Genomic DNA, 17,773 nt, shown 5'->3' on the forward strand with positions numbered 1-17,773 from the left:
ACATTCCATGCCCAAAATTGTCTCCCATCGCGGCGCCAACCGTTTCGCGCCCGAAAACACCTTTGCCGCTGCCGATCTCGCTCTAGAGCAGGGTGCGGATTATATCGAGCTTGATGTGCGCGAGAGTGCGGATGGCATACTGTATGTCTTTCACGACGAAACGCTTGACCGCACGACCGACGGTACCGGGCCTATCGGCCATGCCCTGTCGAGCGAGATCGATGCGCTGGATGCGGGCAGCTGGTTCGGGGAAAACTTCAAGGGCGCTGTGGTGCCGCGTCTTGATGCCTATCTTCGCCATTTGCGCGGCCGCTGCGGCGTTTATGTCGAGCTGAAATATTGCGATCCCGTCAAGGTCGCCGCCCTGGTGCGCGATCTCGGCATGTTGCGCGATACTTTCTTTTTCTCCTTTTCCGAGGAAATGCGCCGCGGTCTGCAGGCCATCGCACCCGAATTCCGCAAGATGATGACGCTCGACATTGCGAAGTCGCCTTCGCTGGCGACGGCCGTGCACCATGCCTCGATCATAGAGATCACGCCGGCACAGATGCGGCGGCCCGGTCTTGTCGCGGCATGCCGCAAGGCCGGTCTCGAAATCATGGTCTATTACGGCGGTGATGACATCGACCTTCATAAAGAGATCGCATTGGCCGGGGTAGACTACGTCAACATCGACCGCCCGGACCTGTTCGATACGGTGCGCCGTACCGCGCGGCTCCCTGAATTCGCATAACCTTCCTTCCCCTTGGAGATCATGACATGAGCAATCTTATAGGTACCGGCTTCAACGCCGGCTCGGACGATGGCGAACTGGCCACCCTTGAAAGCGATCTTCGCGCGCTTGCCGAAATTGGCTGCGACACCGTGGAAATCGCCGCAACAAGCCTCGATATGATCGCTGGCGGCCGGATCATCGAGGAGCGCGCCGACCGTTTCGTGTCGCTCGCAAAGCAGTTCGACTTCCGCTACACCGTGCACGGTCTCGTCTCTTCGAATTTCATGGACCCGGTGACATGCCTTTACCAGATCGATGCGGCCAAGGCGCTTGCCGTTCTCTGTGACCGTATCGGCGCAGGCATCCTCGTCCAGCACAGCGGCGCCCTGCGTGCCGACCAGATCGCCGAACGGGCCGATGCCGACAGCCGCGAGCGGGAAGCTCTTTTCGAACTGGCGGAGTTCTGCAGGCCCTATGGTGTGCGCATCGCCCTTGAGAATATCTTCTCCACCGAGCCCGGCCAATACCGCCAGACGCCGGCCGAAGTGGCTGCGACCGTGAAGGCTGTCGGTCACGACAATGTCGTGGCGCTGATCGACTTCAGCCATGCCTATCTCGAATCCACCTATCGTGGCCTCGATTTCCGCGATGAGCTTCGCGCGATGGCGCCGGTTGCCGGCCATCTGCATGTGCACGATTCCTTCGGCCGCCCGCAGGGCTTTTATCAGCCTTATTTTGCCCAGGAAAACACGGCGCTTGGCATCGGCGATCTGCACATGCCGCTCGGCTGGGGCGATATCGACTGGCAGGGCATCTTCTCCGAACTTTCGTTCCTGCCCGATACCGTGCTGATGATGGAAATCGGCCGCCGTTACCGCGCCGAGCAGCCGGCAAGCCTCGAAACGGCGCGGCATCTGATGTCGCTTAATGCCGCCCGCACCCAACTCGCAGCCGAGTGATGGCCTGAACAAGGTGTAATTCGACAGGCTGATGTTTGAAACACCGGCAGTCCCGATGCGACTGCCGGTGTTTTTGGTTTACGCTGCCCAGTCGGAGAGCGAATAGGCCCTGATATAATCGATCATCATCTGCGAGCCGTCGCTGAAATCAGCATCCGATGGTGTTCCCGCGGTTCCGCCGACGGCAAGGTTGACGACCATATACATCGGGTCATGCATATCGTCAGGCGTCTCCGTCTGCGCCACGGCGACATCGTCGAAATACCAGGTTATGTGTTCGGCATCCCACAACACGCCGTAAGTGTGAAACCCTTCGGTGCTGGGCACGCTGACATTGTTGATGACCGATGTCTGTTCACCGGTGGCGTTGGAATGGGCGGACATGATGAGCGTATTGGGATTCTGGCCGCGCATTTCGATGACATCGAGTTCCGGCGGCCAGGAGCCGTCTTCGGGCAGGAGCCAGAAGGCAGGCCAGGCGCCCCGGTCGGTCGGCATATCGGCGCGAATTTCGAAATATCCATAGGTCTGGCTGAAGGAGGAATAGGTGTTCAGCATGCCGGAGGTATAATCGTAACCCTCGACTTCATCGGCAATCGATTGCGCGGTTTTCTCGGCGGTTATCGTCAGGACGCCGTTTGCAACGCTGAACGGATTGACCTCCGACGTGCCGGCATAAGAGGGGTTGATGTACCATTGCGCCTCGCCATTCGTCGTCAGCGAGCTCCCCTTTTCGGGTGCCCACCAATATTTGGCGTCCCAGGTGCCCTGATTGCCGCTGTGCAGGGACAGCGTGTCGAATTCATCGGCAAAGGTCTGGGTGAGAGAGGATCGATCGAGGCTGAGCTCGAACTGGTCGGCCTGAAGATCGTCTATGGTTTTTCCTGCAAGAACGATAGCCTCGCCATTTGAAAAATTGAGCCATAGGTCACTGCCCTGCTGCGTGGCGTTGCCGGCCAGCTGATCGAAGGATGTGATACCGTAACCATTCAGCCGGATCGTGTCATTGGCGCTGAAATCCATGATGAGATCTGTACCGTTGCCGCTCGTAAAAACGAAAGTGTCGGCCCCGCCGCCACCGATCAGTACGTCGTTGCCGGCCCCGCCATCGATCGTCTGGCTGCCCGATCCGCCGGTGATGATATTGTCGAGTGAATTGCCGAAGGCATAACGACCGTCACCCGTTACCCTGAGATTCTCGAAATTGTCGGGCAGGGTGTAGCTCATCCAGGTATCGATGGTGTCGATGCCCTCCCCGGCATTTTCGACGGCACGATTGATACCGGAATAGAGATAATAGATATCGTCGCCGGTGCCGCCCGCCATCGTCACGTTGACGGAGCTGTCACCCCACATGGAATCATTGCCGGCGGTGCCGGCGAGCCGCGGGCCGGAGCCCGTGGCGGAGAAAAATCCGGTGGAACTGCCGCTGTAATAGAGTGTGTCTCCAAGCGCATTCACTACTGTCCGGGCCATGAACCGTCTCCTGTCCGTTAGCGTTGGTGTCCTCACTCCTCCTGCTGCACACCCTAACAGGGCAAAAAGCCTCCTGTTAGGCCGAAATATAAGGGGTATGTTCCCCTGCGGTTGCATTCAGCTGTTGAGCGGGCGCGTTGTCATCGGCCGGTTCCGCCTGTTATATGTCGGGTTTTGAACCATCGGCGCGCTCTTGCTGTACCCCTGCGGGTGATGGCAAGATCGGGGCGGATTGCAGATGTCCGCGCGGCATCTGAGGAATGGAGTATCAGGATTGAGCGTAGCCTTTACCAAGGAAGACAGCGCGGAAACCGCAGCCGAAACCGTTCTGCCGGATCGGATAATCTCGCCTCATCCCAATCTGGTAACGCAGTCCGGGCTGAAGGCGCTGGAAGAGCAGTTGCGGCTGGCGCGCGACGCCTGTGAGGCGGCCAATGCCATTGAAGACATCAATGAAAGACGGCGCATTTCCGCCAACCCGCTACGGGATCTGCGATATTTCTCCGAGCGGGTTCGCACCGCGCAACTGATGCCTGATCCGCCAGCGGACGGCGTCGTCGCCTTCGGCAGTCTGGTGACCTTCAGCCGCGATGACGGACGAACGCAACGGTTTCGAATCGTCGGCGAAGATGAGGCCGACCCGGCTGCCGGAACGATGTCCTATGTCTCCCCGGTTGCAAGGGTGCTGACGGGAAAAATGGCTGGTGATCTGGTAAACTTGGGCGGCAGGGAGATCGAAATCATCGAAGTTGCCTGACACCCGGGCCGGACTGGGTAAAATGGGCCCTCAAAAATAAGGGCCTTCTTGTTGCTATCTGCCGTCAGACAATAAGGGGCTGAGGCCCGGATTACCGATAACGATTCCTTCTTCTCGGTGGCGAGCGTCATCTGCTGTTCCCAGCATCCGCATCACTGTGGTCTTCAGGAAGAGCCTGAAGTCCAGATCTATGGCGGCGTAGGCGAGGGCAAGCCCCACATGGGCCATGAAGACGGGATTGAAATTCAGCTCTTCGAACTGATAGCCGATAATGATCCCGATCGCCGAATAGACGAAAAAGCCGATCTTGCGTTTTCGGAAAATTGCATAAAACAGCGCAAAGGCGCTCATCATGCAAAATCCCAGGCCGGAAGCGTAGGCGGTGGCCATAAAGCCGTTATGGGGCGTACCGATCTTTGCGATACGCGCAAGCTCTTCATATCGAGCGGTAAATCCGATGCCCAACGGATGCAGGAACATGACCTGAAAACCGCCGGTGATCGTCTCCCACCGCTCATGCAAGTTGTTGCTGCTATTGCTGTCCTCGAGAAAACGTTTCGAAAATACCTCCCCCGCGAAGTCGAAAGCGCCGAGCGGCAGAACGGCGGCGATGACAAGGGCGCATAAAGCAAAGCCGAAATACGTGCTGAGCAGCATTTTGACCGAAAAATTCCGGACGTAAAAATAAAGTCCGATGGCGAGCACGGCAAACACACCCGAGCGGTTGAGCGTGAGCGTAAAGCTTGCCAGGTATATGAGCAGAAACACCGCAAACAGCGCGGGCCGTCTTTGGCGTTCGGCGAGATAGGCAGCGGCTGCTCCGGCCAGTGCGAAGGCTGGTCCAGCGGTGTTTCCCACAGGCCAGATGCCGCCTGCCTTTTCGACGCGCAAAAGCAGCGGCGTTATTTCACCTTTTGCCGCGAGTTCCAGGACGCCCGCTTCATCGAACATGAAGGACAATCCGATGGAGGCAAGCTGGTCATGAATGACGATGTCAAGGAAAAGCAGGATCGTCACGGCTATGAAGCCCGCGAACATGCCCCAGCAGAACAGCTCGAGAAGGTTCTCCTTGAACAGCATGTAGGCAAAGAAGAGAAAATAGACCGCATAAAAATAGGTCATCGCCGTCGTATAAAATTCGCCATCGCCACGCGCGTCGGCAAACAGCGCCGTGAGTGCAAACAGGACCGTCAGCGGCAGGAGGTAAAACAGGACGATCGACGGTGTCAGGCAGCGAATGTAAAGCAGCGCAATGACGGGCAGCGTCATCAGCACCAGCATCTCGGTAATGTTGAGGAAACGCAGGCCGATATTGCTGGTCACCACGTTGCACTGAATGAAGAAACCGATGGAAAAAACGAATATCGCGAGAAAGATGCCGGGAATATTTATTGTTTTTGAGGGATAAAGCGGCATTGCCAAAACGAAACCCGGTAGGGCGGGCAGGCGCGATGCCGCATGATTTTTTCGTTTTTTCATTCGCGGCCTTTATCTTTTGTAGGCGGATTTCGACGGTCCCTTAGAGAGGGGCGTTACCGCGCGGCAATAAATATAATATGGCGACCATTAGTGGGCTCGATGACGTCGCCACGCAAGATAATTTTATCCGTTTCTCCATTAGACAAGATTGCCTTTCGGCAAATCCCCTTCGACCGCGATGATGCGCTGAATGTGAACTGGCTCATTTGAGGTGGGCGCGCTGGTGCCGAATGCGGGAAGGATGCGCAGATAAAAATTATACCCGGTCGGGCTCATGTCTGGATCTATGGCGATCCCGTTGGCGATTGCCCACATCCAGCCGCTGTTACCGGAGATGTTGGCGCCTCCAAATTGCAGGGCGGAGCAAATGATCGTCCTGACTGCGCCGCCGCTTTTAGCAACCAGCATGATGTAGGGGAGACGTTGCTTCTCGTTGTTTTTGTAAAGCACGGCTAATGAAATCGTCCTGCCGATCATCGCTGCGGCCTCCGCATTGCGGAAGTAACGCGTGAGCCCGGCGGTCTGACTGCCATTCGCATAGAGCGCGAGGCTGCTTGCGAAGGACGGGGAGAAGATGATTTCGGTGGTTTTGGTGGCCGAGCCTGGCGAAGTCAGCCCCCAGCCTGTGGGAGCGGAGCCCGACCAGTCGGTAAAGTCACCATTCCCTATGAGATTGGCGGCAGGCAGCTTCGGCCAGCAAGGTGTCTGAAAACGGCTGTCGGATGCCGAAGTGAGGTAGGAATCGAACAGGGTTCGGGCAATGAGCCGCGATCCAGCATCGTTCGGGTGGATATTGTCCCGATAAAGGGCGGCGTCCTTGGCCTTCGCCAGAAATGCCGCATGCGTATCCACCAGCGTAAGGTTCGGATGTGCTCGGGCCAAATCGAGGATTGCCTGATAGACCTTGTCGTAACCCGTCCCATCACGCCACGGGTTCTGCGTGGTGATGAGCTGTGGCGTGCCCGGCCATTGCCATTCGGTCATGCCGAGCGGGCCGAGCAGGGTGGATCGCCCGGAGCTCAAAATGCCGCCAGGCACCTCGAAGGTTTGCATATTATGGCCCTGATGCAGGATGCAAAGATCCGGACGGGGGACATTCAGCGCCGCTGCACGCTGTTCCGCGAACATGTAACCCGCCATGCCGCCGGGTAGCGTTGCGAGATAGACCGCCAGCGTCGCCCCCTTACCGGCGCGCAGCGTGACCGGTTCCGCATAGGCTTTTGGCCCGGTGGCGGCATTCGTTTCCCATTCCGCCCAGCGATGTAACACCACCGTCGTATCGTGCAGTTCGCCGAGCATCATCGCAAATTGATGAAATGGTCCGGCTTCGGCATGGGCGGTGCTGTCGCCGTTCACGAACAGCGTGGCATTCTGACCCGCTGTCAGCCGGGCGCGCAGGACAGAGAATGCCGTCAAGGAAAGACCGATGGCGCCCATGGTCCGGGGGCGGCTGCCGAGCGTTACGCCGATCATGCCGCCACCTCTTCCGTTCGTGCCATATATATGCATATGTTGTATCCGAGCGCTGCCATCGTTCGTTCTCCTGGTCTGGCCTCAGGATAATTCCGCCATGAGGCACGGGGAAAAAATGCCGGGAGCGGAATGGCGATCAGCGCATAAAAACAAACGTCATGAATTTTTCTTGCATTTCGTCTGAAGTATAAAAATAGAATATTTGTATTTTACTTTTGCTATTTTTAAATTTTATTACTAATAAAGGTTATGATGCTGGTATTTTTATCTGGCAACGTGCATTTCTCTGTAATCTCCGACGAAGATATCCCTGTCGCTATCGCGCAGGATGGTTCTTTTCGCAGGTGTGCTGTTCATGCCCGCAATCAAAACCAGACGCATCGTGGGTTCTCTCCTACGGCAGGGGAGATGCCATGACATCCGCTCTTTTTGTCAGCCATACCGGAGAGAAGGGCGGCGCCGAACTTTTTCTGGCTGATCTCGTCAAGGGTGGACCGCATTCCTGGCGCGCTTGTTTTCTCAGTGGTGGTGCGGCCGCAGATGATCTGGCTGACGCCGGGCGGCCTCCGGTCATGTTGTCCGCCGGAGAAAAAATGCTGTCAATCCGCCGCAATGCGTCGTTCGGCGCCCTGTTACGCGGAGCGGCTGATGTGATGGCGGTCGCCTGGCAATTGAGCCGGGAGGCGCGGCATTATGATGTGATCTGCGCCAACTCGCAAAAGGCGCTTTTTGTCTGCGCGCTGGCCGCGAAGCTCAGCCGTCGCCCGCTCGTCTGGATTTTGCACGATATCGTCACCGATCCCGCTTTCAGCGCCACCAACCGTCGGGCTTCGCTGGCATTTGCGCGCCTTTTCGCCAAGCTGGTGGCTGTCAATTCCGAAGAAACGGGCCGGGCTTTCATCGAGGCCGGCGGTGAGGCGAATAAGGTTCGCATCGTTTACAACGGCTTCGATCCCGCCAGGGCAAAGGTCTACGAGCCGGGCAAGGCCGCGCGGCTGCGAGCGGAACTGGGCCTCGGTCCGCAACCGCTTGTCGGCCTTTTTGGCCGGCTGAGCGAATGGAAGGGACAGCATGTATTTCTGGAGGCGATTGCGGCGATGGAGGGAGTGCAGGCGGTGATCGTCGGGGGAGCGCTTTTCGGGCAGGAGGCCTATGAGGCGCGCATCCGCGAACAGGCGTCCAGTCTAGATCTCGACGGCCGTGTCCGCTTCCTCGGTTTCCGCTCGGATGTGCCGGAACTGATGGCGGCGATGGATGCGGTTGCTCACACCTCAATTGTTGCCGAGCCCTTCGGCCGGGTGGTTGTCGAGGCCATGATGTGCGGGCGTCCGGTTGTCGCCACGCGCGGCGGCGGGGTTACCGAAATCATCCGTGACGGCGAAACGGGCCTTCTCGTGCCGCCGGGAGAGCCATCTGCGCTGGCCGCAGCGCTCGGCCGCGTTCTGTCCGATCCGGCTCTGGCGGAAAGGCTGGCGCAAAAGGGGCGGGAGGATGTGAGCCAGCGTTTCTCGCTGGAGGAAACCTGCCGGTCCGTTTCCGCGCTGCTGGCGGAGGCGGCGTGAGGTTTCGCGCGGCGATCGATGAGGACAGGCAATGCCGGTAGGCAGAAGGGCCAGGATGCGCATTCTCGTAAACATGCCGAGCCAATATGGCGGCAAGGCCTCCGGTGTCGCCCGCGTAACCTTCAGCCTGCTGGAGCGGCTGCTGGAGCAGACGGCCGACGATTATATTCTGCGCTCTCCGTGGACGCGGGCGCAACTGCCAGAAAGCCTGCGCGACAGCCGATTGCAGCTTATCGAGACTCCGCGGCCGCGCATCATGGTTTTTGACGTGGTGCGTCAGGCCGCCATGCTGCCCGCGCTTTGCCGCCGGCATGGCATTGATGTGCTGTTTAACGCCGATCCTTTCGGAAGTCCCCTCGGCGGCAAACGGCGTCTCACCCTTGTTCACGATCTTTATTTCAAAACCATTCCCGAACAGATCGGCTGGCGGGCGACCCTGACGACCGATTTCATCTTCAAGCTGATGATGGCCGGCTCGGATCAGGTTATCTGCGTATCCGACGCGACGCGGAAGGATCTGGCGCGTTTTTATCCTGCCGCTGCCAATAAGAGCCTTACCATTCATTCCGACAGTACGCTGAATGTCGATCCCGAGACTCTTGGTTTGGTACCGCCTGTTGCCGGGCGCTACATATTGGTGGTCGGAAACGCGACTTCCAACAAGAATTTTTCCCTCCTTGGCAAAGCCTTTGCCATACTCGGTAAAAAATGGCCGGATCTGCGTGTCGTGCATGTCGGCCGCGACGAGGCGGAGGAAATCGCCGGCGCGCTGGCTGATCCGGAATTGAAAACCCGGCTGATCCGGCTTTCCGGCATAGATGATCGGCAGCTGGCCGAACTTTACCGGCATGCCGCCTGCCTTTGTGTACCCTCTACCTATGAAGGGTTCTGCCTACCGGTGCTGGAGGCGCAGCAGCTGGGATGCCCGGTCGTCTGCTCCAACCGGTCCGCAACGCCGGAGATTGCCGGCAATGGCGCCCTGACTTTCGATCCGGCGGACACTCAAAGTCTTGTTGACGTGCTTGAGCGGCTTCTGGGGAATCCGGAACTCGCAGACAATCTTCGCCAGGCAGGTTATGAAAACCGTAAATTATATTCGTGGCAGAAAGCGGCGAAGAGCTACGCGCAGCTTTTTCAAGCGCAGCGTTGAGACCAGGGGATGCCCAAGCGCCTTGTCTCGACAGTGACGGTTCATGCGTCGTCGGTTCTACGCACATCCGAATAGAGCTTTTCATAGGCTGCGACGACCCCTTCGGGTGCGACACCTTGCCGAATTCGCTCCCGGGTTTCAGGGGTTTCCTCGAGCATGGCGGGATTGCGCATGGCCTCTGCCATGCGCGCGGCCAGTTCGGCGGCATTGCCCGGCGCGAACAGGCGTTCCGGCCTGTCCGCGCCGGTCTGTTCGGCAACGCCCGCAAGATTTGCGCCGATGACGGGTACGCCGCGCAGAATGGCTTCGGCGACGGTACGTCCGAAGGCCTCCGGCCACAAAGGCGGGACGATGAGGCAGTCTATGCCGGCGAAGAAATGATCGGCCTCCACATAACCCGGAAACGTGACCGGAAGGCCGGCTGTCTTTTGCCGGTAGAACTCGATACCGTCAGGCGCGCGGCCCGCCATGACCAGTCGCCAGCCTTGTGAAGGCAAGAGCCGCAGGGCCTCGATCAGCAGGTCCGCTCCTTTTGCCGCTTCGATACGACCCAGATAGCCGAAGACGAGCGGCTCTCCCGGCGCGCGGGGGAGGCGCGGTTGTGGCGAAGCCGGTGGTGAAATCGCATTCCAGATCACCGTGCGGCGGTTTTCGGGCACGTGGGTAAAAAAGCCGGCCCGCACATGACGCTCGACGATATCGTGACCAACGCCGGCAACCGCATCAACCGCGCATTGGCAACGCCGGTGGATGTAAGAAAAGGCGCGGCATTTTTTGCTGCTGCCATCGCAGATATGTCCGTCATGAAACAGCGAGCCGTTGGTGCACATGCTTGTGAAATCATGCAGCGAATGAACGAGCGGAATGCCGCGTTTGCGGATCATCGGCCAGATCAGCGGCGTCAGCTCCGAGAGCGAGTGGGTATTGACCACATCCGGCCGGAAATCATCGATGACACGCGCAAGCCGGCGAACGAGGCGCGGATCCAGTTGCACGGCGATCTTGTAGTATTTTCGCTTCCATTCCGGTTGTTGCCCCCAGTCGCCGATAAAGAACGGCGTGGTGTGCCCGAGGCGGTGAATGGCGAAACCGTCTCGCTGTTCCGCTGCCTGCTCTTTACGGGAGATGGCGGCCACCGCGACCGTGTGTCCTTTATCCGCAAGTCCACGCGCGAGGTCTTCCACGAATATTTCCGCACCTCCCACCCGATCCGGAGCAAATAGCGAGGTTATCTGCAATATCCGCATGCTCAAATTCCTGCGCCCATGGCGTTAAGATCACGACAATTATGTTGCATCCGCGAACCAATGCCAAACTCCTGTCATGGCAGACGAAGCGGAGTTTGTGCCGTCCGGCTTGAATGGATCGGTGCCGGCATTGCAGCTTCGGCCGGAGATTGTCTCTGCCTTTTGCGTCCTTCCCGTTCCATTCCGGGCGGGTTCAGGCAAAGCGTGACGACCGGGGCGAGGAAAACGGCATAGGCCATGGCGAAGCCGGGAATCTGCAGCGAAAAATCAAGCGTCGAATGCAGCAGCACAAGCAGCAGCGCCGCAAGGCCGAGATGAGAGGCGTAACGATAATTTCTGCGTTTCCGTGCCCCGCGAATAAAGATCACCAGCTGGATGAGCACAAAAAAAGCGAGGTAAAACGGGAAGACCACGCCGAGTGTCAGCAACCCCTCGGCATAGACATTGTGGGCATGGGTGACGACGGCGTCCACCCCGCATCGCGCGGCATGATAGGGCGCATAGATTTCCGTAAAGCTTGCCAGACCCGATCCCAGCGGCCAATTGTCGGCGATGGCGCGGGCGATGCCCGGCATGTAGCAGAAGCGCATGTCGTCTTCCAACCGTGTTTCCATGCGAAGCGCCACCCGGTTGGCGAAAAGCGCAAACAGGGCGATGGCGATCGCGATCAGGAGCGCGGCGCGACGTCTCGTCCCACGCTGCCTGCGCCGGCCGGAGACCCCGTTGCGGCCGGTTCTGGCGGGAGAATTGAACACAATCAGAAGGATCAGGAAAATCAACGCTGCGAGGCTTGATCCGATCCCGGCGCGCGACCCCGTCAGCATCAATGCGATGAAGCAAAAGCCCGAGAGTACCCCGAGAAAAGCGGCTCTGCGGATGAGCTTTTTCTGCTCAGTCGGCACGGTCAGGCGGTTTGCCACGAGCGCCTTTACTCTCGCCCAATCCGGAGCGAGGAGACTTTTGTGTAATAATACGGCGAGCGTGAGAAGAATGAGACCGAAGAAGGTTGCGGCGGTATTGCGGTTGACAAAGACGCCGGTGAGGCTGCCGAGATAAAAGCGTTTCTGGATGAAGCCGAGAGCTTCGGGAAAAAGCACGAATTGCACGATCGAAAACAGCGCGAGCCAGCCCCCGGCGATTGCAAACCATCGCAGCGTCTTGGCCGCACGCTCGTCGGTATCGAAAATCACAAGGCCGGTCATGAAGACGCCGAAAGGCAGGGCGGCGCTCATGAGGCCGAGTCGGTCATCCGCAGGCGTCAGTGAGATCGTTGCGGCTGGCGCATTCTGCATGAACATGGCAGCGGTGGACCAGGCCGGGTTGGCGCGCGCGATGCCGGGCAAGGGGGATGCCTGCAGCAGCATCTGCACGATAAGCGCTCCCAACAAAAGGCAGGCCGCCGCAAGTACCTTGCCTGCACCGGCCTTGGGAGGTCCGAACAGGAGGATCGATGGCACCAGCAGGAGATAGATGGCGGCCGTGACAACGATGCGGCTTTCGATTTCCGTTGCGCCCCGATTGAGAAGCGCCAGCAGAAAGATTGCCCAGAACGCGACTGCTGCGACCGGCCGGACACGGTCCCGAACTGCCGCTGATGGGAGCTGCGAGGAGGAGAGCGGTTCTGATCGGGCTTCGGTAAGCGACATGTCTTTGGGCTTTGTCGGAATTGTTTGTGGTGGTTATGCCCGAACGACGGACAGGGTTTTGTTCTCTTGCTGTTTCAGATCATGGCAGCGTCAGGCGTGTCGCGCCTTCCGATGGCGGCTTTGGGCAGACTTCCGCCAGGGTCCATCGCAGGATTTCTCCTTGCCTGCCGCAGACGATGGCCGTGTCCGCCTCGCGGGCCGCTTCGGCCTCGGGCAAGGTGTTTTTCGGAAATTGTTGCCACATCACGAAACGCCCACGGATCAGATTGGCATCGGCGGGCCCGTAGAGCTGGGAGAAATTCATCAGCACGGCGACTTCCATGGGCGAGGCGTTGCGCAGCGAACGAACCATGGCAAGACGCAGCCAGACATCGCCATTTGCGGGAAAACAGGAGAGCGAATGGCGAATAAAGGTCTCGGCAAAACCGAGGCGCGCCGCGCCGGAATCGGATGCCGGATCGGCGCCATTTGCATCGAGATCGGCCAGAACGAGCCTTAGCCCGGCTTTGACGATATCCGAACGGCAGATTTTTTCGGTGATGACGGGGTGAAGTTCAGCGACGGTTTTTGCAAGCAGTTCAGGTGCAAGACCGTTATTTTCATCGGCGATTCTCGCCAATGCGACGATATCGGAAAAACGCCGGCTTTGGGAAAATGCCTGCGCCGCGACGGACAGGACAAAGACGGAAATGACCAGGACCGGTACGACCGCGAGGATTTTCCGCAGGCGCATCACGCCGCCACGCCTAGTCATGGTAATATCGCGTATAGCGTGAATGATAATATTCGCTTGAACCATAGGCGCGATAAAGCTTCAGCTTTTCGGTGTCCACCTTGTTGAGGATGACGCCGAGGCACTTCTTGCGGATATGGACCTCATTTTCCACCGTGTTCCGCACCGCCCTGCGAGCGGTCTTGCCCCATTCCGTGACGAAGATGAAACCATCGATCCGTCCCGCCATGGCGCGCGCATCGACCACCGGCCCGAGCGGCGGCAGGTCGACGATGATGTAGTCGAAAGCGTTGCTCGCTTCAGCCAGCAGCTTGTGCATTTGCGCCGAGGTCAGCAATTCGGAGGAATGAGGGACACGCTGCTTGACCACTGTGGGCAGGAAAGCGAGCCTCGTCTTTTCGTCACGAAGCAGCACATCCTGCACGCTGCGGCCTTCCAGCAATACTTCGAGCAGACCCTCGCTGGCGTGACGCGCCATGGCGCGCGTGGCGCCGGGATTGCGGATATCGGCATCCAGCAGCAGGACCCGAGCGCCCTGCCCGGCGAGCAGCTGCGCCAGATTGATGGAGATCGTGGATTTGCCTTCGCTCGGCAAGGCCGAGACAACACCGACAATCCGCGCCCCGCTTTTGGCGGAAATGCCGAGATCGATGGCAAGTCTGGTGCTGCGCAGGGTTTCGGCGAAGGAGGAGAGCGGGTGGTCAACTGCGTAACGCGCAACGCTGGTGGGAAGCGTCAGCCCGGGATGGCCGCTTTCCGGAGCCTCTGTCACCGGCTTGTTCGGGATCAGCGGGGTATTGCCGAGGAATTCCAGCCCGAGAACATCGCGAACCTGTTCGCCGGTACGGAAAAACCGATCGCGGAATTCGCGGAACATGGCAATGCCGCCGCCGGCTGCCGCACCCATGATCATGAACAGCGCCAGGATGATGGGCTTGTTCGGTTTGCTCGGAATCCTGGGCGGCATCGCCTTGGAAATCACGCGCGCTTCCGTCACGGGGAAGGACTGCTGCTGCATCGCTTCCTGATAACGCTGCAGGAACGTCTGGTACATGTTCTTGTAGGTTTCGGCTTCGCGCTGCAATTCGCGCAGCTGAACCTGTGTTTCGCTGGCCGAGTTGCTGATGTCGGTTGCTTTGGCGACACTCTCGGCAAGCGATTTTTCCTTCGCTTCCGAAACCTCCAGATCACTTTTGTAACTCTGCGCGATGCGGCTGATTTCCTGGAACATTAACCGCCGGTATTCCTGCATTTCATTGCGCAGACGCACGGCCTGAATATGGTTGCTGCCGAGGCGTCTCGTGATTTCCGCCTCGATCTTCGAGGACTCAAGGTATTTCTTGCGCAAATCGTTTGCGACGGAGCTGTCGAGAATATCGGTGACGACCCCGTCGACATCGTCGGTGGCGAGAATGTGCTCGATGCGCTGCACGCGCGCCCGCGCCTTTGCCGTCTCCGACTGCGCCAGAATAAGGGCGCTATTGGATTCGGCCAGCTGCTGATCGGAAAGCAGGCTGTTATTGCCGGTCGAGATCAGATTATGTTCGGCCCGGAATTTCTGCACGGCAAGATCGGTATCAAGCGCGCGCTGGCGCAGTTCCGCAATACGGTCGGACAGCCAGTCGCTGGCCCGCCGCGTCGCCTCGTATTTGGAGTTCAGCTTGTCCAGCAAGTAGGCCGAGGCCACGGCATTGACGATCTGCGCGGCGAGAACCGGCGATGTCGAATTATAGGTGAGTTCTAGCGCGTAGGTTCGGCCGATGCGCTTGACGCTGAGGCCGTTAAGCAGCTGGTCCGACAGCGATCTCTTCAGGGTTCCATCGTCAACAACAGACTCTTTTTTTGCCGGCGAGAACCATTGCGAAACGTTGACGAGCGAACGGATAGTGCCAAATATCGAGCTCAGAAGCGACGCACGCGTTGCCCTGAATTCCTGATTTTCCGTGAGTTTGAGACTATCGACAACGGCAAGCCCGATGGTTTCCGATTGCAGGACCTCGACCTGGCTCAGAATGGAGGCCTCATCCTCTATGACGCCGCCGATCGTCGAAAGCTGTTCGACAATCTGGCTATTGTTGCGGTCGATCAGCAGGGTCGCCGTAGCCGAATAGATCGGCACGGCCGTCGCGGCAAAGGCGAGGCCGATTGCCCCGGCAACCGCAATCGCGGCAAGGACGATGCGCCATTGCCGGCGGATTATCGCAAGAGCGGCATCGACGTCGATAAACTCGGCCGTCAGCCCGCTTTTATCGTAATCGGCCATCGTCAGGGGATCGTGCCTTTGCAACAACTGTCAGCCTCGCTCTTTTCGGCAGGCGCAAGGCCCGCCAAGTCACGGTTGCATCACAGAACTGGCGGCAGCCTTCCCGGTGGGAAAGGCGACAAAGCCAAATTTAAACGGGGCTCGTGCTCGTCGGCGTGCTGGTGCTGCCGGTTGACAGCGATCTGCCACGGCCAGCCGGCGGGCTCCCGCCACCTGCCTGTGCGGTGCCGCCTGCGGCACCTGCGGTTCCCGAGCCGCCGATGCTGTTGGCGCTGGCCGGCGAGGATCCCGCGCCGCCGATCGGCGATGCAGCCGCCGCGGCAGCCGCAGGAGCGGCCGGGCCGGCAGCCGTTCCCTCGATATTCTCGCTAAAGGCAATGAGAAGATCGGCGGGCACGTTGGCGCCTTTTGTCTGCAACTGGATGGCGGCCGCAAGTATCGTATTGCCATTGCGCATTGCGGTGGCGTGGGCAAGTGCCAGGCCTTCGCCGACAACTTCGGAAAAGTCCTTGTTGCCGACCTTCTGGGCCAGTGCGACGATGGTTGGCAATTGGCCGGAATCACTCAGGATCAGGGCGGAAAGCTGTTCGGAAAACTGTGCCGCGCTGGTGGAAACCGCGATGATCGGAAAGCCGCTCGTCACTTTTCCGGTCACGTCGGCCGTTGCCGCATCCGTGCTGGAAGCAATGGTGACCAGATCCTTGATCATTCCCTGCGTCGGAGACTGCTTGAACAGTTCAGCCGCGGTAATGGAAACCGTGTCCGGATTGGTGGTGTTGACGCGGGCAAGAAATGCAGCGGTGGTTTCATCGGCGGCTTTGACGGGCGCGCCCGTTGCGGCGCTTTCGACCGAAGGGGTCTGCTGCGGGGCGGCCGGCGGCACGGAATCCACGTTTTGTGCGTTGGCGACAGTGGAAAAGAGACCCATGCTGGCAACAAACATCGCACCAACGAGCATCGAGCCGTTACGAATGCGGGGCATCCAACTCTCCAAATCTTTTAAAATACGACTTTAAATACATCCAACGTTGGGAATGGTTACCCAACATCTAAAATTTCTTTTTAAATCGCACAGCCCAAGCAAAGGATCAAGCGCTAAAATAAACCCGCAGCGGAAACCCTCAGCTATTGTTAACGGCCGCCGCCCTTGCCTTCTCTGGTTTATTCAGGACACGGCGACTTTCCGTGGCGATGTTATCAGCCGGTCACGCAGCCAGATATTGGCCGGTGTTTCGACAAGGACGTGGAAGGCGTGGGCTATGGCGACGGTGCTGACGACGATGACGAGATAAACGACGTTGCTCCACTCCGGCGGGTAAGTGACGCCGCCGAGCGCGATCTTGAAGCCCCGGAAAATAAAAGGGTGCAACAGATAAAGCGCGTAGGATGAATCGCCGAGTTTTGCCAGCGGCTGCGCGAAACGGGGCAGGGAGATGTTTCTGGTCAGGGTCGCCGCTGCCATCAGCAGAATTGCGCCACCGCCGAAAACGAGCAGCCGCGAAAACGAGTAACAACCCGGATCGCACTGGAACCCAATCCTGCTCAGATCGGTCAGCATCCAGATCGCCAGGCCGCACAGCGCCGTTGCGAGCCCGAGCAGGGGCGGCAGGCGGACGCCTCGCAGGAAGAGGACCGCAATGAACATGCCTGCGACGAATTCGAGAATGATCGGCTGAAACCAGAAGCTGAACGGCAGGCCGAGATCGAAGGCGGAGCCGACCATGACGGCGGTAAACAGCACGGCGGCTGTCGTGAATACCGCGCGCTCCAGCGGCAGGAAGATGAACACCGCAAAAACGATGTAAAAGAACATTTCGTAATTCAGCGTCCAGCCGAGATCGATCAGCGGAAACGGATAGGCGTCGCCGTAACCCATGCTGTCATAGGGAATAAACAGATAGGAAGTGAGGATCGACTGTAACGGCGGAAAGGCCTTGGCGCTGATAAGGGTCACGCTGGCGGCCATGGCAAGCCGCAGGGTCAGCACAAACCAGTAAAGCGGGACGATGCGCAGGAACCGGCGCAGCAGAAAGGCGGAACGGCCGCCTGGCGCTGCAAAATAGGGCCGGGACGCATAAACAATGACAAAGCCGGAAATGACGAAAAACAGGTCGACACCGCCGCCCAACCTCAGCAGATGCAGCGGGAAAAGCGTGAATTGCCAGTTCACATCAGCGTGCAACGCAACGATCATGGTTGCCGCGACGGCGCGCATTACCTGAAGAACATCGAGACGCTGCGCCCCGGCAGCGGGCGCTTCTTTAAAATTTTTCATCATCGTCAATCTATAAAAATAAAGATATATTTAGTAAT

At 58.7% G+C, this 17,773-nt stretch carries 14 protein-coding genes; 5 read left to right on the top strand and 9 right to left on the bottom strand.

From position 1 onward, the window contains the following. The first annotated feature begins 7 nt into the window (after nt 1-7). Both ugpQ and DA915_RS21140 read left to right on the top strand, forming a co-directional pair. Nucleotides 8-733 (top strand): glycerophosphodiester phosphodiesterase, encoded by a 726-nt coding sequence (gene ugpQ / locus DA915_RS21135; RefSeq protein ID WP_107677219.1) that lies wholly within the window; start codon nt 8-10, stop codon nt 731-733. A gap of 26 nt (nt 734-759) precedes the next feature. Then, complete coding sequence (locus tag DA915_RS21140; protein ID WP_192886626.1) at nt 760-1,674, top strand: TIM barrel protein; 915 nt, start codon at nt 760-762, stop codon at nt 1,672-1,674. A gap of 78 nt (nt 1,675-1,752) precedes the next feature. Here DA915_RS21140 and DA915_RS21145 read toward each other — a convergent pair whose 3' ends face one another. After that, complete coding sequence (locus tag DA915_RS21145) at nt 1,753-3,150, bottom strand: family 16 glycosylhydrolase (RefSeq protein ID WP_107677221.1); 1,398 nt, start codon at nt 3,148-3,150, stop codon at nt 1,753-1,755. A gap of 274 nt (nt 3,151-3,424) precedes the next feature. Between DA915_RS21145 and greA the strand changes: the two genes are divergently transcribed. Beyond that, nucleotides 3,425-3,907 carry a transcription elongation factor GreA gene (gene greA, locus DA915_RS21150; RefSeq protein ID WP_107677222.1) on the top strand — a complete coding sequence of 161 codons (483 nt, stop codon included), beginning with the start codon at nt 3,425-3,427 and terminating at the stop codon, nt 3,905-3,907. Between the two features lie 54 nt (nt 3,908-3,961). On the opposite strand, the gene DA915_RS29000 is transcribed toward greA, so the two are convergent. Together DA915_RS29000 and DA915_RS21160 are read right to left on the bottom strand one after the other, a co-directional pair. Beyond that, entirely contained in the window at nt 3,962-5,386 is a 1,425-nt protein-coding gene (locus DA915_RS29000) for an O-antigen ligase domain-containing protein (protein ID WP_192886627.1), read from the bottom strand. Nucleotides 5,387-5,524: 138 nt separating this feature from the next. Continuing rightward, entirely contained in the window at nt 5,525-6,859 is a 1,335-nt protein-coding gene (locus DA915_RS21160; protein WP_107677239.1) for a hypothetical protein, read from the bottom strand. Between the two features lie 413 nt (nt 6,860-7,272). Here DA915_RS21160 and DA915_RS21165 point away from each other — a divergent pair, with 413 nt between their 5' ends. Next, nucleotides 7,273-8,421: a glycosyltransferase family 4 protein gene (locus DA915_RS21165; protein ID WP_107677223.1), complete on the top strand. Its 1,149-nt coding sequence runs from the start codon at nt 7,273-7,275 to the stop codon at nt 8,419-8,421. Nucleotides 8,422-8,476: 55 nt separating this feature from the next. Continuing rightward, entirely contained in the window at nt 8,477-9,571 is a 1,095-nt protein-coding gene (locus DA915_RS21170) for a glycosyltransferase family 1 protein (protein WP_107677224.1), read from the top strand. Between the two features lie 41 nt (nt 9,572-9,612). Here DA915_RS21170 and DA915_RS21175 read toward each other — a convergent pair whose 3' ends face one another. From DA915_RS21175 to DA915_RS21200, 6 genes are all read right to left on the bottom strand, one after another. Next, entirely contained in the window at nt 9,613-10,818 is a 1,206-nt protein-coding gene (locus tag DA915_RS21175; RefSeq protein WP_107677225.1) for a glycosyltransferase family 4 protein, read from the bottom strand. 74 nt (nt 10,819-10,892) lie between these two features. Beyond that, complete coding sequence (locus DA915_RS21180; RefSeq protein WP_107677226.1) at nt 10,893-12,464, bottom strand: O-antigen ligase; 1,572 nt, start codon at nt 12,462-12,464, stop codon at nt 10,893-10,895. Nucleotides 12,465-12,543: 79 nt separating this feature from the next. Beyond that, a complete protein-coding gene (locus tag DA915_RS21185) occupies nt 12,544-13,197 on the bottom strand; it encodes a hypothetical protein (protein WP_020811394.1) in 654 nt (217 codons plus the stop codon). A gap of 13 nt (nt 13,198-13,210) precedes the next feature. Continuing rightward, on the bottom strand, nt 13,211-15,460 hold the full coding sequence (locus DA915_RS21190) for a polysaccharide biosynthesis tyrosine autokinase (protein ID WP_107677227.1): 2,250 nt from the start codon (nt 15,458-15,460) through the stop codon (nt 13,211-13,213). 130 nt (nt 15,461-15,590) lie between these two features. Next, the gene (locus DA915_RS21195; protein ID WP_107677228.1) at nt 15,591-16,442 is read right to left on the bottom strand and encodes a hypothetical protein; all 852 of its coding nucleotides are present in this window, start codon (nt 16,440-16,442) and stop codon (nt 15,591-15,593) included. A gap of 183 nt (nt 16,443-16,625) precedes the next feature. Next, nucleotides 16,626-17,738: an acyltransferase gene (locus tag DA915_RS21200; RefSeq protein WP_087746217.1), complete on the bottom strand. Its 1,113-nt coding sequence runs from the start codon at nt 17,736-17,738 to the stop codon at nt 16,626-16,628. Nucleotides 17,739-17,773 lie beyond the last annotated feature (35 nt).

Source organism: Agrobacterium sp. LAD9 (genome assembly GCF_003031125.1).
Taxonomy (GTDB): Bacteria; Pseudomonadota; Alphaproteobacteria; order Rhizobiales; family Rhizobiaceae; genus Agrobacterium; species Agrobacterium radiobacter.